12 protein-coding genes and 2 tRNA genes are annotated in these 16,330 nt (G+C 65.8%); 12 read left to right on the forward strand and 2 right to left on the reverse strand.

Annotation, left to right across the window (positions count from 1 at the left end; translation table 11 throughout):
• From ABNQ38_RS14860 to ABNQ38_RS14900, 9 genes are all read left to right on the forward strand, one after another.
• Complete coding sequence (locus tag ABNQ38_RS14860) at positions 1–1,554, forward strand: malonyl-CoA decarboxylase (protein WP_377809094.1); 1,554 nt, start codon at positions 1–3, stop codon at positions 1,552–1,554.
• 137 nt (positions 1,555–1,691) lie between these two features.
• A tRNA-Leu gene (locus ABNQ38_RS14865) sits at positions 1,692–1,776 on the forward strand.
• A gap of 91 nt (positions 1,777–1,867) precedes the next feature.
• The gene (tig, locus tag ABNQ38_RS14870) at positions 1,868–3,211 is read left to right on the forward strand and encodes a trigger factor (protein ID WP_377809095.1); all 1,344 of its coding nucleotides are present in this window, start codon (positions 1,868–1,870) and stop codon (positions 3,209–3,211) included.
• 112 nt (positions 3,212–3,323) lie between these two features.
• Positions 3,324–3,950 (forward strand): ATP-dependent Clp endopeptidase proteolytic subunit ClpP, encoded by a 627-nt coding sequence (gene clpP / locus ABNQ38_RS14875; RefSeq protein ID WP_098739527.1) that lies wholly within the window; start codon positions 3,324–3,326, stop codon positions 3,948–3,950.
• Between the two features lie 286 nt (positions 3,951–4,236).
• Positions 4,237–5,499, forward strand: coding sequence for an ATP-dependent Clp protease ATP-binding subunit ClpX (gene clpX, locus ABNQ38_RS14880; RefSeq protein WP_012974526.1), 1,263 nt, complete (start codon positions 4,237–4,239; stop codon positions 5,497–5,499).
• A gap of 409 nt (positions 5,500–5,908) precedes the next feature.
• Positions 5,909–7,855, forward strand: a complete 1,947-nt coding sequence (locus tag ABNQ38_RS14885; protein ID WP_377809096.1) for a methyl-accepting chemotaxis protein — start codon at positions 5,909–5,911, stop codon at positions 7,853–7,855.
• Positions 7,856–8,061: 206 nt separating this feature from the next.
• Positions 8,062–10,476, forward strand: a complete 2,415-nt coding sequence (gene lon / locus ABNQ38_RS14890) for an endopeptidase La (protein ID WP_109050277.1) — start codon at positions 8,062–8,064, stop codon at positions 10,474–10,476.
• Between the two features lie 198 nt (positions 10,477–10,674).
• On the forward strand, positions 10,675–10,947 hold the full coding sequence (locus ABNQ38_RS14895) for an HU family DNA-binding protein (RefSeq protein ID WP_012974523.1): 273 nt from the start codon (positions 10,675–10,677) through the stop codon (positions 10,945–10,947).
• Between the two features lie 104 nt (positions 10,948–11,051).
• Positions 11,052–11,126 (forward strand) — tRNA-Val (locus tag ABNQ38_RS14900).
• Positions 11,127–11,281: 155 nt separating this feature from the next.
• Here the strand turns inward: ABNQ38_RS14900 and ABNQ38_RS14905 are convergent.
• Positions 11,282–12,064 carry a DMT family transporter gene (locus tag ABNQ38_RS14905; protein WP_377809097.1) on the reverse strand — a complete coding sequence of 261 codons (783 nt, stop codon included), beginning with the start codon at positions 12,062–12,064 and terminating at the stop codon, positions 11,282–11,284.
• Here ABNQ38_RS14905 and ABNQ38_RS14910 point away from each other — a divergent pair.
• The gene (locus tag ABNQ38_RS14910; protein WP_377809098.1) at positions 12,054–12,359 is read left to right on the forward strand and encodes a hypothetical protein; all 306 of its coding nucleotides are present in this window, start codon (positions 12,054–12,056) and stop codon (positions 12,357–12,359) included. The genes ABNQ38_RS14905 and ABNQ38_RS14910 overlap by 11 nt on opposite strands.
• Before the next feature lie 292 nt (positions 12,360–12,651).
• Positions 12,652–13,092 carry a hypothetical protein gene (locus ABNQ38_RS14915; RefSeq protein WP_377809099.1) on the forward strand — a complete coding sequence of 147 codons (441 nt, stop codon included), beginning with the start codon at positions 12,652–12,654 and terminating at the stop codon, positions 13,090–13,092.
• A 117-nt stretch (positions 13,093–13,209) separates the two neighbouring features.
• Here ABNQ38_RS14915 and ABNQ38_RS14920 read toward each other — a convergent pair whose 3' ends face one another.
• Entirely contained in the window at positions 13,210–15,462 is a 2,253-nt protein-coding gene (locus tag ABNQ38_RS14920; RefSeq protein WP_377809100.1) for a DNA topoisomerase, read from the reverse strand.
• 18 nt (positions 15,463–15,480) lie between these two features.
• Between ABNQ38_RS14920 and ABNQ38_RS14925 the strand changes: the two genes are divergently transcribed.
• On the forward strand, positions 15,481–16,329 hold the full coding sequence (locus tag ABNQ38_RS14925) for a trypsin-like serine peptidase (RefSeq protein WP_377809101.1): 849 nt from the start codon (positions 15,481–15,483) through the stop codon (positions 16,327–16,329).
• Position 16,330: the final 1 nt, after the last annotated feature.

The following is a 16,330-nucleotide window of genomic DNA, read 5'->3' on the forward strand; positions in this document are numbered from 1 at the left end:
ATGAGCGACGCACCCGACACCACCATCCTAGAGCCTGTGCCGCCATCCCAGGCCGCGCAGCCCAACTTCCTCGACCGCGCGCTGGACAACCTGCGCACCCGCTGGCGCGAGATCGCGGCCTCGGCCCGCGGCGCCGTCGGCGCACCGCCGCGCACCCATCTGCCCAAGGAGGACGCCGAGCGCCTGAAGGAGCAGATCGAGGCCTGCCTGGAATCGCGGGGTGGCGAGGTTTCCGCCCGTGCCCGCGCCGCCCAGCTCGGCCGGACCTATCTGGCGCTCGATCCCCAGGGGCGGCGCAATTTCCTTGTTATGCTCGCGCGCGACTTCGACGTCGACCGCGACGCGGTGATGGACGCGATGGCGACCTTCCAGGCGGCGGCCGATCCGGTAGCCCGCGGCCATGCGGAGCGGGCCTTGCGCCGCGCGCTGGAGCCGCCGCGCCTGCGGCTGCTGACCCAGTTCAACGCCCTGCCGGAGGGGGTGAAGTTCCTGGTCGATCTGCGCGCCGAGCTGATGGAGATGGCGCGCGGCGAACCGCTGCTTCAGGCGCTAGAAGACGATCTGAAGAATCTGCTGCGCGCCTGGTTCGACGTCGGCTTCCTGGAGATGCACCGCATCACTTGGGACAGCCCGGCCTCGCTGCTGGAAAAGCTGATCAAGTACGAGGCGGTCCACGAGATCAGCGGCTGGCAGGATCTGAAGGACCGGCTCGATTCGGACCGGCGCTGCTTTGCCTTCTTCCACCCGCGCATGCCGCACGAGCCGCTGATCTTCGTCGAGGTGGCCCTGGTCCAGGGCATGTCGGACAATGTGCAGGCGCTGCTCGACCCGACCGCGCCGGTCTGCGATCCCAAGAGCGCCGACAGCGCCATCTTCTACTCGATCTCCAACGCCCAGGTCGGGCTGGCCGGGATCAGCTTCGGCAATTTCCTGATCAAGCGCGTGGTTGACGGGCTGGCGACCGAGTTTCCCAACATCACCTGCTACGCCACCCTGTCGCCCATTCCGGGGTTCCGGCGCTGGTTCGACCGCGCGATGGACCGCGACGGCGACGCCCTGCTGACCAACACGGAGGCCGAACGCATCGCCGAGCGGCTGGCCGAACTTGACCGGTCGGACGATGCGGACGCTTCCACCGAAGGCGAGGTCGGCGCCGACGAATCGCCGCTGCTCGCCCGCGCGCTCGCCCGTTCCGCCTGGGCTGAGGACGATGAGTTGCAGAAGCGCCTGCGGGGTCCGCTGATGCGGCTGGGCGTCCATTACCTGACCACGGTGCAGGAGGCGAAGGGCCATGGCCGCGCCCGCGCGCTGGATCCGGTCGCGCATTTCCACCTGACCAACGGTGCCCGGATGGAGCGGCTGAACTGGCTGGCCGACAGGTCGGCCAAAGGGCTGAAACAGTCGCTGGGGATGATGATCAACTACCGCTACCGGCTGGGCGAGATCGACGCCAACCACGAAGCCTACACCGGCGAGGGGCGCATCATCACATCGTCCGCCGTACGGTCGCTGGACAGGGCAGGGAGCAAGGCGGGGGGCAAGGCCGGAGGCTGACGCGAAAAGACCGGGCCTCACTCTCTCGGACGGGTCCAATTTGCCTGTTTGCTTCCGCCGCGCTGTGCTATAGACCGGACTTCGCCGGCGGTCCGGCGGGTGTTTGCGCACCCGTCGCGGCTGCCTTTGCCATGAACGCGGGCGTGGCGGAATTGGTAGACGCGCTGGATTTAGGTTCCAGTGACTTCGGTCGTATGGGTTCAAGTCCCTTCGCCCGCACCATGGCAACACCTTGGACCGCATGGACAACACGGATTCGGGCCGCCCGGACGGGCGCCGCCGGGCCGGACCAACGAGATAGGCTTTCGTTCCGATGAACATCACCGAGACCAGCACCGACGGCCTCAAGCGCGAATTTCAGGTCGTCATTTCCGCCAAGGACATCGAAGAGAAGGTGAACGGCAAGCTGGAAGAGCTGCGCCGTACGGTCCAGCTGCCGGGCTTCCGTCCGGGCAAGGTGCCGGTCACCGTGATCAAGCAGCGCTATTTCGGCGGCGTGCTGTCCGAGGTGCTGGAAGACGCCATCTCCGACAGCTCGCGCCAAGCGCTGAGCGAGCGCGGCCTGCGCGTCGCCCTGCAGCCGAAGATCGAGGTCGAGAAGTACGAGGACGGCGGCGACCTCACCTACAAGATGGCGGTCGAGCTGCTGCCGGACGTCGAGCCGGGCGAATTCACCGGCCTGGAGCTGGAGAAGCCGGTCGCCGAGGTGAGCGAAGAGGCGGTGAACGAGGCGGTCACCCGTCTGGCTTCCGCCCACTCGACCCAGGCCCCGGTCACCGAGGATCGCGCTGCCGAGACCGGTGACATCGCCGTGATCGACTTCGCCGGTACTGTCGACGGCGAGGCGCTGGAAGGCATGGACGGCAAGGACTACCCGCTGGAGCTGGGTGCCGGCCGTTTCGTTCCGGGCTTCGAGGAGCAGCTGGTCGGCGTCAAGGCCGGCGAGCACCGCACCGTCAACGTCACCTTCCCGGAAGACTACCCGCACGAGCGTCTGAAGGGTGCTGCGACGGTCTTCGAGGTCGACGTGAAGGAGCTGCGCAAGAACGTCCCGGCCGAGGTCAATGACGAACTCGCCAAGGAGTTCGGCATGGAGAGCCTGGAGAAGATGCGCGAAGCGATCCGCGACCGCATCAAGGGCGAGTATGACGGCCTGTCGCGCCTGCGCGTGAAGCGCCAGCTGCTCGACAAGCTGGCCGAGGCCCATTCCTTCGAGGTGCCGGCCGGCATGGTCGACATCGAGTTCGAGGGCATCTGGGCCCGCCTGCAGGAAGAGCTGAAGAACGGCACCGCCGGCGAGGACGCCGACAAGCCCGAGGACGAGCTGAAGGCCGAGTACCGCTCGATCGCCGAGCGCCGCGTCCGCCTGGGTCTGCTGCTGTCGGAAGTCGGCCGCCGCAACAACATCCAGGTCACCCAGGACGAGGTGAACCGCGCCCTGATCAACGAAGCCCGCCGCTTCCCCGGTCAGGAGCGTCAGGTGTTCGAGTTCTTCAAGCAGAACCAGCAGGCGCTCGAGAACCTCCGCGCCCCGATCTTCGAGGACAAGGTCGTCGACCACATCCTGGATCAGGCCAAGGTCACCGAGAAGACCGTCAGCGTCGAAGAGCTGACGAAGGACGAGGACGAGGCAGGCAACGAGTCTGCGGCGGCCTAACTCCCCAAAAGGAGTGGGGGCGGACTACCATCCGCCCCCAAAGGTTCCTATATGTGGTTCCGTGCCGGCAACGATCACCGGTTCAGCCAACTGCGGGGGCAGGGAAGAACACATGTACGACTTCGAGCCGAAGATGAATGCTCTGGTCCCGATGGTCATCGAACAGACCAACCGGGGTGAGCGCGCGTACGACATCTATTCGCGCCTGCTGAAGGAGCGGATCATCTTCCTGATCGGCGGAGTGAACGACGCCGTCGCCAGCCTGATCTGCTCGCAGCTGCTGTTCCTTGAGTCGGAGAACCCGAACAAGGACATCGCGATCTACATCAATTCGCCGGGCGGCTATGTCTCGGCCGGCCTCGCCATCTACGACACCATGCAGTACATCCGTCCGCAGGTGTCGACGGTGTGCATGGGCCAGGCCGCCTCGATGGGCTCGCTTCTGCTGGCCGCCGGCGCGCCGGGCAAGCGCTTCTCGCTGCCCAACAGCCGCATCATGATCCACCAGCCGTCGGGCGGCGCCCAGGGCCAGGCCTCGGACATCGAAATCCAGGCCCAGGAAATCCTGAAGCTGCGCTCGCGTCTGAACGACATCTACGTCAAGCACACCGGGCAGGACCTCGACACCATCGAGACCGCCATGGAGCGCGATAAGTTCATGTCGCCGGAAGAGGCGAAGGCCTTCGGTCTGATCGACGAGGTGGTGGAGAAGCGCCCGGGCGTCGACCACCATTCGTGAGCTGCGGGTCCTCGGCCCTCCCAACAAAGGGTTGATCGGGTCGTGACGCTGTTGTTGAATGGCGGTGACACGATCCGGTCATGGACCGGTTCCGATAAGGAGCCGGTCCCGAATGGGGAGAGTCTCGCAAGGGACCCGGCTATGCGGATCGTGATGCGTCGCCAAAACGGCGCATGACCTTGTCGCGGACGCCGTCCGCGATAACCTGAGTAGGACCGGCGTCGGGGGGCGCCGCGAACGGGCATGGCCCCAGGGGCCACGCCTCCCGCGAGATGACGGAGTACCGATGAGCAAGTCCAGCAGCGGCGATTCGAAGAATACGCTCTACTGCTCCTTCTGCGGCAAGAGCCAGCACGAGGTCCGCAAGCTGATTGCCGGTCCGACGGTGTTCATCTGCGATGAATGCGTCGAACTGTGCATGGACATCATTCGCGAGGAGAACAAGACGACCCTCGTGAAGTCCCGCGACGGGGTTCCGACTCCGCGCGACATTCATGCGGTGCTCGACGATTACGTCATCGGACAGTCCTACGCCAAGCGCGTGCTGTCGGTGGCGGTCCACAACCACTATAAGCGCCTCGCCCACGGGACGAAGCACAACGACGTCGAACTGGCGAAGTCGAACATCCTGCTGATCGGCCCGACCGGCTGCGGCAAGACGCTGCTGGCCCAGACCCTGGCCCGCATCATCGACGTTCCCTTCACCATGGCCGATGCCACGACGTTGACCGAAGCCGGTTACGTCGGCGAAGACGTCGAGAACATCATCCTCAAGCTGCTCCAGGCCGCCGACTACAATGTCGAGCGGGCGCAGCGCGGCATCGTCTACATCGACGAGGTCGACAAGATCAGCCGCAAGTCCGACAACCCGTCGATCACCCGGGACGTGTCGGGCGAGGGCGTGCAGCAGGCCCTGCTGAAGATCATGGAGGGCACCGTCGCCTCCGTGCCGCCGCAGGGCGGGCGCAAGCATCCGCAGCAGGAATTCCTGCAGGTCGACACCAGCAATATCCTGTTCATCTGCGGCGGCGCCTTTGCCGGCCTGGACAAGATCATCGCCCAGCGCGGCAAGGGCACCAGCATCGGCTTCGGCGCCGATGTGCGCTCGGCCGACGAACGCGCAACCGGCGAGATCCTGCACGAGGTCGAGCCCGAGGATCTGCTGAAGTTCGGCCTGATCCCGGAATTCATCGGCCGCCTGCCGGTTCTGGCCACCTTGTCCGATCTGGACGAGGCGGCGCTGGTCGAGATCCTCAGCAAGCCGAAGAACGCCCTGGTCAAGCAGTACCAGCGCCTGTTCGAGATGGAGGACGTCCATCTCGAGTTCTCCGAGGACGCCATGCGCGCCATCGCCCACAAGGCGATTGCCCGCAAGACCGGTGCCCGCGGCCTGCGGTCGATCATGGAAGCCATCCTGCTCGACCCGATGTTCGATTTGCCGGGCCTGACCGGCATCGAGAGCATCCTGGTCAACAAGGAAGTGGTCGAAGGGCGGGCCAAGCCGCTCTACGTCCATGCGGAACGGCGCAGCGAAGCGCCTGGTGCATAACCGTCTGGGTTTTCCCGGTTCGGAAATCAAAAAGGGACGCTTCGGCGTCCCTTTTTCTTTTCCCGATTGCTGCCGCATATCCCAATAAAACCATTCTCTGCATTGGCTCATATGTTGTAAACCGCCGAAAAATCGAATCAATTCGGCAAATTTAACGAATATAAAAAGATAAAGCCGTAATATCGCTTTCAAGACATCGGGTAGGGTGGGCGAGCTGCCTTCATTCCAGGCTTGGCCTCTCCGCTATCCATTGTTTGCGTACGAATATTGCGGTGGGCGGGAAATGAAAATACGCAGTTTCCTTTACGTTTGCTTGGCGTGCGTCGGAGTGGTCGCCTCGGTTCCAGCCACTTGGCTTGCGGTGCAGGAAATCAACTCGGCCGGCCGGGCATCAGCTGCCAGGGACATCGTGGACGTGCTCGGCGCCGCCACCGCTGTGAACGAGTCGATGGCGCTTGAGCGCGGCGTCGTCAACCTGCCGCTGACGGCAGGGACGGCGATCGACGACGCCGGCCGGGACTCCCTCAAGAAGGCCCGTGCGCAGTCCGACGCTGCGCTCACCCGCTACGTCGCCGCCGCCAGGGCGCTGGGCGACCCCAAATCCGCTGACGAGACCGCCCCCTTGGGCAACAGTCTGGCGACCGTCCGCACCCAGGTCGACGGCTGGCTGGTGAAGGACCGGTCCGGCCGCCCGGCGGACGCGTCGGCGCAGTTCTTCGCCGGCATGGTCAAGGTCACGAGCCAAGTCGGGGTGACGATGAACCGCCTCGGCCATCGCTTGAACGACCTCGATGCGACCGTCGGCGACCGGGCCGATATCGCGGTCCGCGCCGCCCAACTGCGGGAGATGGCCGGCCAGCAGTCGGTCCTCTATCTGCGCGCACTGGGAACCGGCAAGCCGATGACCTCGGAAGCCGAAGCGGAGGCGATGACGCTGGAGGGGCGGATCTCGGCCAATTGGGAGTCGATCGAGGACGATATCGTCACCGGCGAGATGGAGCCGGCCCTGCGCACGGCGCTGGAGACCGCCCGGAAAGGCTACATTCAGGGTTTCGGCGGCTTCAAGACCCGCGTTCTGACCGCATCGCGGACCGGCAAATCCTATGACCTGGACGGAGCGGAATGGCGACGCTCAGCCTCGCCCCTGCTGCAGGACCTCCTGGTGATCCGCGACGCCGGCTTCACCGTCGGCCGGGAACTGGCCGACAGCCATCATGCTTCGGCTCTGCGTCATCTGATGCTGGCGGCCGGAATCATCGCCGCCGGGCTCGGCGCATTGCTGGGGGTGGCGGTTGCGATCACGCGTAGGGCCTCGCGCCCGATCGTCGAACTGGCCCGGATCGTTGGTGCGATTGCCGGCGGGCGGCGTGACCTCGACGTCCTCCACCGGAACCGCTCGGATGAAATCGGCGAGATGGCCGCGGCAATCGACGTGCTGCAAACCAGCGCCCGCGAGGCCGACGCCGCCGAAACCCGCCGCCGGACGGAACTGGAGCAGCGCGAGGAGAACCGGCGCACCATGGAACGGGCGACGCAGGATTTCGTGGCGCAGCTCGAATCGGTGGTCGGACATCTGTCCGCCACGGCGGACTCCGTGCGCAGCAACTCCGAACGCCTGTCGTCCGCCGCGGAAAGCGCCTCGTCCCTCTCGTCCTCCGTGGCATCCGCATCGGAACTGGCCAACGGCAACATCCAGACGGTCGCGACCGCCGCGGAGCAACTGCAATCCTCCATCGGCGAGATCAGCCGCCGGATCGACGACGCGTCCCGGATCGCCCAGGACGCGGTGCGCGAGGCCGGCAGCACGGCTGGGATCGTCGCGACCTTGGCCGACCGTGCCGCCGGCATCGGCTCGGTGGTCGATATGATCAGCTCCATCGCCTCCCAGACCAATCTTCTGGCGCTGAACGCCACCATCGAGGCCGCCCGTGCCGGCGAAGCGGGCAAGGGATTCGCCGTCGTCGCCAGCGAAGTGAAGAATCTGGCCGGCCAGACCGCGAAGGCCACCGACGACATCCAGCTTCGCGTCGGGGAGATTCGCGACGTCAGCGGCAGTGCCGTTACCGCCATCGACGCCATCAGCCGCACCGTCGCCGCGATCAGCGAGGCGGCGTCGGCCGTCGCCGCCGCGGTGGAGCAGCAGAATGCCGCAACTCGCGAGATCGCCCGCAACATCCAGGCCGCCGCCCAGGGCACCGTGGAGGTGTCCGGCAGCATCGGGCAGGTCGCTTCCACCGCAGAAAGCACGCGCGTCGCGTCCGGAGAGCTGCTGACCGCGTCGCGCGGCCTGTCGCATGAGGCCGGAACCTTGCGTACGACCGTCGATGGCTATGTGAACCGCCTCAAAACCGCTTGATCCGGCAAAAACGGGGAGGGAAGCGGCGGTTTCCTGCCAGGTTGCGGCTTGGAAACCGCCCTTGGGGGTTGTCACCCCCTTGAAGGCCGCAGGGCCGTGTGCCACGTTAGTCGGGTGCCGTAGGCGATCCCCGCGCTCAACCCGAGGCGGGGGCTGTGTCAGGCCCAGTCCGGGCTGGCGGCGATCCATTCATTGAGGCCCTGCCCATGATCGAACTCTCCCGTGGTGCCCTCTACCCGGTCCTGCCGCTGCGCGACATCGTGGTCTTCCCCCACATGATCGTGCCGCTGTTCGTCGGGCGCGAGAAGTCCGTGCGCGCGTTGGAAGACGTGATGAAGGATGACAAGCAGATCCTGCTCGTCACCCAGAAGAACGCCGCGCAGGACGATCCGACTCCGGCCGACATCTACAGCGTCGGCACCGTCGGCACCGTGTTGCAGCTGCTGAAGCTGCCGGACGGGACCGTCAAGGTGCTGGTGGAAGGCGGCCAGCGGGCCGCCATCACCAAGTTCGCCGACAATGAGGAGTTCTTCCAGGCCCAGGCCGAGCTGGTCGAGGAAAAGACCGGCGAGAACCAGGAGCTGGAGGCGCTGAGCCGCGCCGTCGTCTCCCAGTTCGAGCAGTACATCAAGCTGAACAAGAAGATTCCGCCGGAAGTGCTGGTCTCGATCAACCAGATCGAGGAAGCCGGCAAGCTGGCCGACACCGTCGCGTCGCATCTGGCGCTGAAGATTCCGGAAAAGCAGCAGCTTCTGGAATGCGCCACCGTGTCGGAGCGTCTGGAGCGGGTCTATGCCTTCATGGAAGGCGAGATCGGCGTGCTGCAGGTGGAAAAGCGCATCCGCAACCGCGTCAAGCGGCAGATGGAGAAGACCCAGCGCGAGTACTACCTGAACGAGCAGCTGAAGGCGATCCAGAAGGAGCTCGGCGAGACCGAGGATGGCCGCGACGAGTCGGCGGAACTGGAAGAGAAGATCAACAAGACCCGCTTCTCCAAGGAAGCCCGCGAAAAGGCGCTCGCCGAGCTGAAGAAGCTGCGGTCGATGAGCCCGATGTCGGCCGAGGCCACCGTGGTCCGCAACTACCTGGATTGGATGTTGTCCATTCCGTGGAAGAAGCGCACCAAGGTGAAGCGCGACCTCAAGCTGGCCCAGAAGGTGCTAGACGACGATCATTACGGTCTGGAGAAGGTCAAGGAGCGCATCCTTGAGTATCTCGCCGTCCAGAACCGCATGAACAAGGTCAAGGGTCCGATCCTCTGCCTCGTCGGACCGCCCGGCGTCGGCAAGACCTCACTCGGCAAGTCGATCGGCAAGGCCACCGGCCGCAACTTCGTCCGCATGTCGCTGGGCGGCGTCCGTGACGAGGCCGAGGTCCGCGGCCACCGCCGCACCTACATCGGCTCGATGCCCGGCAAGGTCATCCAGGGCATGAAGAAGGCCAAGTCCTCCAACCCGCTCTTCCTGCTGGACGAGATCGACAAGCTCGGCGCCGACTGGCGCGGCGACCCGTCGTCGGCCCTGCTGGAAGTCCTGGATCCGGAGCAGAACGGCACCTTCAACGACCATTACTTGGAGGTCGATTACGACCTGTCCGACGTGATGTTCGTCTGCACCGCCAACACGATGCGCATGCCGCAGCCGCTGCTGGACCGCATGGAGATCATCCGCGTCGCCGGTTACACCGAGGATGAGAAGGTCGAGATCTCCAAGCGCCACCTGATCGAGAAGCAGATCGAGGCGAACGGCCTGAAGAAGGGCGAGTTCACCATCTCCGACGACGCGCTGCGCGATCTGGTCCGCTACTACACGCGGGAAGCTGGTGTCCGTTCGCTGGAACGCGAGATCGCCAACCTCTGCCGCAAGGCGGTGAAGGAGATTCTGCTGAAGTCGGGCGGCAACGCCAAGGTCGCGGTCACCCGCCGCAACCTCGACAAGTATGCCGGCGTCCGCCGCTTCCATTATGGCGAGGCGGAGCTGGAGGATCTGGTGGGCGTCACCACCGGTCTGGCCTGGACCGAGGTCGGCGGCGAGCTGCTGTCGATCGAGGCCGTCGGCCTGCCCGGCAAGGGCCGCGTCACCACAACCGGCAAGCTGGGCGACGTGATGAAGGAATCGGTCCAGGCGGCCGAGAGCTACGTCAAGTCGCGCGCCATCGCCTTCGGCATCAAGCCGACGCTGTTCGAGAAGAAGGACATCCACGTCCACGTTCCCGAAGGCGCCACGCCGAAGGACGGCCCGTCGGCCGGTGTCGCCATGGCCACCTCCATCGTCTCGGTGCTGACCGGTATTCCGGTGCGCAAGGACGTGGCGATGACGGGCGAGATCACGCTGCGCGGCCGGGTGCTGCCGATCGGCGGCCTGAAGGAGAAGCTGCTGGCCGCCCTGCGCGGCGGCATCAAGCATGTGCTGATCCCGAAGGACAACGAGAAGGACCTTGCCGACATCCCGGACAACGTGAAGCGCGGGCTGGAGATCATGCCCGTCGGCACGGTGGACGAGGTGCTGCGCAACGCGCTCGTCCGTCCGTTGGAGCCCATCGAGTGGACTGAGCCGGAGGTCGATGCGGCCGCGGCGAAGGCCCAGGAGAAGGGTGCCGACGGCGAGGCTCTGCGTCACTGATCCGGGAGTGGCGGTCGCGATCGGATCGTGACCGCCACCCGTTGACGTGACTTTTGGGACAAGAGCCGCTTTGCCGCCCGTCGGGAATTGACGGGCGGCAAGCGCTGTGCTTATCCTTTGCTTCCAAAAAGTCGTGGACGAAAAGTCCTGGGGCGGCTTTTGTCTTTCAGTATTTGCTGAATTTCGAAGGGGGATTGCGTGAACAAGAACGATCTCGTGGCGCATGTTGCCGAAGCGTCCGGTTTGTCCAAGACCGACGCCACGAAGGCCGTCGACGCCGTGTTCGACAGCATTGCCGAATCCTTGAAGAACGGTGATGAGGTCCGTCTGGTCGGCTTCGGCACTTTCGCGGTCGCTGAGCGTCCCGCGACCGAAGGCCGCAATCCGCGCACCGGTGAGAAGATCGACATCCCGGCGTCCAAGCAGCCGAAGTTCAAGGCTGGCAAGACCCTGAAGGACGCCTTGAACTAAGCGCCTATCAGCGCTTGAAGTTTTTGGCCCACTCAGGGCATAGTGCGGCCGGCCGGGCACCCACCCGGCCGGCTTGCCTTTGAGTGTGAAGGCTTGTCCAGTTCGGGCGATTAGCTCAGCGGTAGAGCGTCTCGTTTACACCGAGAATGTCGGGGGTTCGATCCCCTCATCGCCCACCAATCTTTTCAATGACTTAGCTGCCATGCCAAAGCCCCTCGGAGGGGCTTTCGTCGTTTCTGGGCAACAGTCGGGCCGCGCTTATCGGGGAGCAATGCAAGAAGGGCTGCGGTCTGGCATTGCTCCTCCAATAGGATCGCCGCGAGGTGCATGGATCTCATGCTTTCGCGAACTGCTCAATCGGATGGCGGAGACCTGCGGCTTTCGCGGGGATAATCATCACAGTCAGGGCTGCCAGCAGGACGAAGATCCCGCCAACCCCAGCCAGCATGCCCGGCACCTCGCCGAATAGAAGCCAGCCCATTATGGCTCCGACCGGCACGCCAAGCAGATCCAGAGGCGCCAAGAGGCCGACGGGAGCCAGAGCGAAAGCGCGAGCTGCGAAAAGCTGCGCACCGGCCGCGCACAGCCCCAGCACAACAAGAACCGGCCAATCCGCGATGGGCGGCGTCACCCATACCGGCAGGGCGGCTGGCAGTGTGCCGATGACGGCGACGGCGCTGTAGATCAGGACGATCAGCGGCGCCGAGTTGGTGCGGGTGAGCCTGCGGACAGCTGTCTGCGATCCGGCGGACGCCACGGCGGCGGCCAGGGCGGCCAGGATACCGATGCGCGATTCAGGGGCCTGCATCTCCGGCCAGGACGATAGGAGGACGCCCGCGAAGCCCAGCACGACGGCGCTCCACACCAATGCTCCTGATCTTTCCCCCAACATCCACTGGCCGGCGATGGGCATCATCAATGTCCGGCTGATGTAGAGAACCATTGCCAATGCCAACGGCAGGACGGTGACGGCATAGAGCAGGCCAAAGATCGCGACCACCCCCAACAGGCAGCGGATGGCATGTCCCCGCAAATCCCGTGCCTGTTTGAGGTCGGCCAGAAGCCGCCATGCTCCTGCCACCATGACCGCGGCGGCCAGAGACCGGATGAACGTCATCTCTATGGTCGGCAGCTTCGTTCCAAGCAGTTTCGCCGCAGCGCTGCCTGCACAGAATGCGACAACGGAGCCCACAGCCCATGAAGCGGCGGCTATACTGCCATTCGGTGCGATTCGCATGCTTCAGGACCTTTTTTCACACCAAGCGTGCATTGCCGGTTATGCGATTATTCTTTTTGCGACATTTCACGACGCTTTCTACACGTTGCGCGACAGCAACAGTTTTGGTGTGCAAGTCTCGGAAATTGCTGTTCGGTGGCAAAATTGCCATTTTGATGGTGCCACCCGTGAGTAGCGTTGGCAATGTGGATCTGCCGCCTGAGAACTGCGGAAGCCCACGGCCACAACCGAGATCCCGAAAGAGCTTTCCGACTTGATCAACATCGCCGCCGATGTGCGGGGAGCGATCCTGATTTATGAACGGGACGTCGTCATGTTCGCGAATTCAGAGGCTCGGGAACTGCATCGGCAGCACGACTGGTCCACGGTCATCACGTTCGACGATATTTTTCAAGTCGGCGTCCAGCGCGGCCGGATCACCGAGCCGGCCATCCTACCGACCCGGAAGCACACCCGCTTACGCAAAGATGGTGCGGGCGAGAGAACGGAGCTTCCAATTTCGCCGCAACGACGACGGCGTTCCGTATGGCCGGTATCACACCGCGCTGAACGCCGACTGGAACGCGCAGATCTGGGTGCCGGTTCGGCGTTCCCTGTACGACGTCGGCGACTCGTCCGTGCCAAGTCCGCAGACGCTTTCGATAAGCAACCGGGCTCAGGCGACGATTGCGGCGTTGCTGGAGCGGATGGGGGTGGCTGCGGCGGTCGTAACCGCCGATGCCCGGCTCGTCGACAGCTCTTCGCTCATGGTGCGGCGTCTGCGCATCGGCGGTGTGCTGGAGCGCGGCCTGGGCAATTCGAACTTGGGCGCGTGGGAGGCTGTTGTGAGGGTGGCGTCGCGCTACACCTCCGGATTCACGGTGATGCAGCCTTGCGGCATCATCCAGTCGCCGGGATATTGCGCATAGAGGGCCAGTTTGGCGAAGCGGAAGCCCGACCTGTTCTCGGCGGTCCGTCCGACTATCGCCGAAAACGCGCCAATCCAGGCGATGGCGCAACCGTTGACGTGGCCATCGAAAGGGCGGTCAGCGGACGTGCAGATCCAGGAAGCCGCGGCATTGGTCGAAATCGCGCAGGCACGGGTCGGGCAGGGTGATGCCCTTGCGTTCGGCGAGACTGCGGGCGAAGGCGATCATGCGCTCGGTCGGTTCGCGCCGACGCCGTGCATCGGAACTGGGCACATCGGCAACCGGAGTGCTTTCCGCAACGGCGGCAGCCGGCGGGGCACTGCCATCGGCCTTTGCCTTGCGGGTGCGCCGCGGCTTCGGCGCCATGGCTTCTCCGTCGGTGGAAACCGTGGCTTTGCGCGTTCGCCGGCGCACCGGCTTCGCCGCGTTACCGGGTGCCGCTGGAGCGCCGCGGGCTGTTTTCCCCCTTGCGGTCGTGCCCCGTCGGGCGAATCGCGCCTTGGGGGCAGGCAGGCCGAGGTCGAGCGCGGTGCCGCGTTGTCCGACCAGCGCACCGATCAGCCGGTCGGCCTCGCTGGCGATGGCATCGATCACGCGGCGGAAATCGGCACGGCCGGTCACAACCTCGTCCAGCTTCATTTCCCACAGTGCGGTGGTGCCGGGATCGACCAGGGTCGGGGCGGCGGCGCGCAGGGTCTCGAACAGATGCAGGCCGGCCGGGGTCGGCACCAGCCATTTGCCGTCCGCCCCCAGCAGGTTCTGCTTGCGCAGACCCTTGATCACCTCGGCGCGGGTGGCCGGGGTGCCGATGCCCTTGGCCTCCTTCAGCCGGTCGCGCAGGGCCGGGTCCTCGACGAACCTCCAAGCGTTCTGCATGGCATCGACCAGCGTGCCTTCATTGTAGCGTGGCGGCGCCTGGGTGCGCTTGGCCTCCACCTTGGGATCGCTCAGGGTCGCCGGTTCGCCGTCGGTCAGCGGCGGCAGGGTCTGCTCGGTCTCCTCCTCCGGCTTGCCATCGGAGTCAGCCGAGCCGAAGGCGGCTTTCCAGCCAAGCTTCAACGGGATGCGGCCGACGGCGCGGAAGGCGACCGGCTTGGCCCCTCCGGGCGTCGGCACCGGGACCGGCATGGTCACGCTGGTCTGGCGATACTCGTAATCCGGCATCACCGCCGCAAGGTACGACCGGCAGATCAGCGCGAACAGCCGCTTCTCGTCATCGGTCAGCCGGAAGAGCCGCGACTCCAGATCGTCCAGCACATTGACGTTGGGGATCACCGCATGGTGCGACACGCCTTCCAGCGCCTTGTCGCAGAAATGGCCGGACTTGCCCTTGCGGATCACCGGCCGGGAAATGTCCAGATGCGCGAAGCCGCGCAGCCGGGTCAACGCCCCGACGATGGCCGGCGCATCGGCGATCTGGTTCTCCGACAGGTATCGCGCCTCGGCGCGCGGATAGGTGATGAGCTTCTTGCCTTCGCCGTCATACAGTTCCTGCGCCACCGCCAGCGTGCGGTCGGCGGTCCAGCCCCAGCGCTGGCCGCAGGTCTTTTGCAGCGACGGCAGGTCGTACAGCTTGGGCGGCGCCTGCCGCTTCTCCTCCACCGTCACGGTCAGCGGGCCGCGGTGGTTGTCGGCGGCACGCGCGATGGCCTCGGCGGTGGCGTGGTCCTTGATGCGGTCCTTCGGCGCCGGGGCATGGCGCATCTGGAAGCTGCCCTCCGCCACGGTGGCGGTGGCCACCACCTCGAAATAATCCTCCGGCTTGAAGTTGCGGATCTCCAGCTCGCGCAGGCAGACGATGGCCAGCGTCGGGGTCTTCACCCGGCCGATGCCGATGACGCCGCGGGTACCGGGTGCCAGCAGGGTCTTGGTCGCCGTGCGGGTCAGCGACAGGTTGTAGATCTGGTCGGCTTGCTGGCGCGCCACCGCGGCCTCGTAGAGCGGCCGCATGCTGTCGTTCGGCTTCAGCGTGGCGAAGGCGTCGCGCAGGGTCTTGGGGTCCTGGGCTGTGAAAAGCGCGCGCCGCACCTTGCCGCGATAGCCGACATGCTCCAGGATTTCCTGGCCGATCAGCTGGCCCTCGCGGTCGCAGTCGGTGGCGAGGATCACCTCGTCGCAGCCGCGCAGCGCGGCGGTGATCGCCTGTAGCTTCGCCGCCTTGTTGCCGCCCTGGTCGGGGCGGGTCGGATAAAGACCGTCCGGTTTCAGCAGGGTCGGCGACCAGCGCTTCCAGGCGGGATCGACCTCGTCAGGCTCGGCAAGCCGCAGCAGATGGCCCTCGGCCGGCAGGATGCGGCCGTAGCGGTCGCCCAGGGCCGCGCGCAGGTCCTTCGCCTGGCTGGATTTCTCGGTAATGATCAGCGTCGCCATGCGCCGGAGGATACGGGATTGAAGGAAACGGAGCAAGAACATGCGCGCGGCCGGCATGGCTTTCGCCACGGCGCTCTTGCCGCAGCCCTGGCCGGCCTGACAATGCTGGCCGGCGTGCCCGCTGCCCATGCCGAGCGGCCGCTGCTGCCCGGCGTTGGCCCGGGCGACCGGCGGGCGCCGGTCGATGCCGCCGCCGATCCCTGGCGCAGCGTGGTGCGGGTGCAGACCAATCTGGCCGGACGCTGCACCGGGGCGCTGGTCGGCCGGCGCACGGTGGTGACCGCCGGCCATTGCCTGTTCAATCCGCGCACCCGGCGCTTCCTCCAGGCATCGTCGCTGCATGTCCTGTTCGGCTATGACCGCGGCGAGTTCACCCACCATGTCACGGTGGCGCGGGTGGCGACCGACCCCGCTTACGACCCCGCGGCGGCGACGCCCATACTCGGCGGCGACTGGGCGGTTCTGACCCTGGCGGAGCCGGCGCCGGACTCGGTGCCGCCGCTCCCCGTCAGCGTGGCGCCGCTGCGGCCCGGCACGCCGTTGATGCTCGGCGGCTACAGCCAGGACCGGGCGCAGATCCTGATGGCCGACAGCGCCTGCCGTCTGCTGGGGGAAAGCGGCGGGCTTCTTGTGCACGACTGCGACGCCACGCGCGGGACCAGCGGCGGGCCGCTGCTGGTGCGGACGGTGGGCGGCGGCGGGGCTAACGGCATCGGCGCGGATGGCATTGGGGCGAATGGTGGGGGTTGGGCGGTCGCCGGAGTCGGCGTCGCCGCCGGAAACGCACCGGCCGTGCGCAATTTTGCGGTCCCGTCCGCGCATTTCGCCGCACTTTTAGCGAAGGATACCGCCGCGGGTCAGCCCTGAG

The sequence above is a fragment of the Azospirillum sp. A29 genome (assembly GCF_042604625.1).
Lineage (GTDB): Bacteria > Pseudomonadota > Alphaproteobacteria > Azospirillales > Azospirillaceae > Azospirillum > Azospirillum palustre.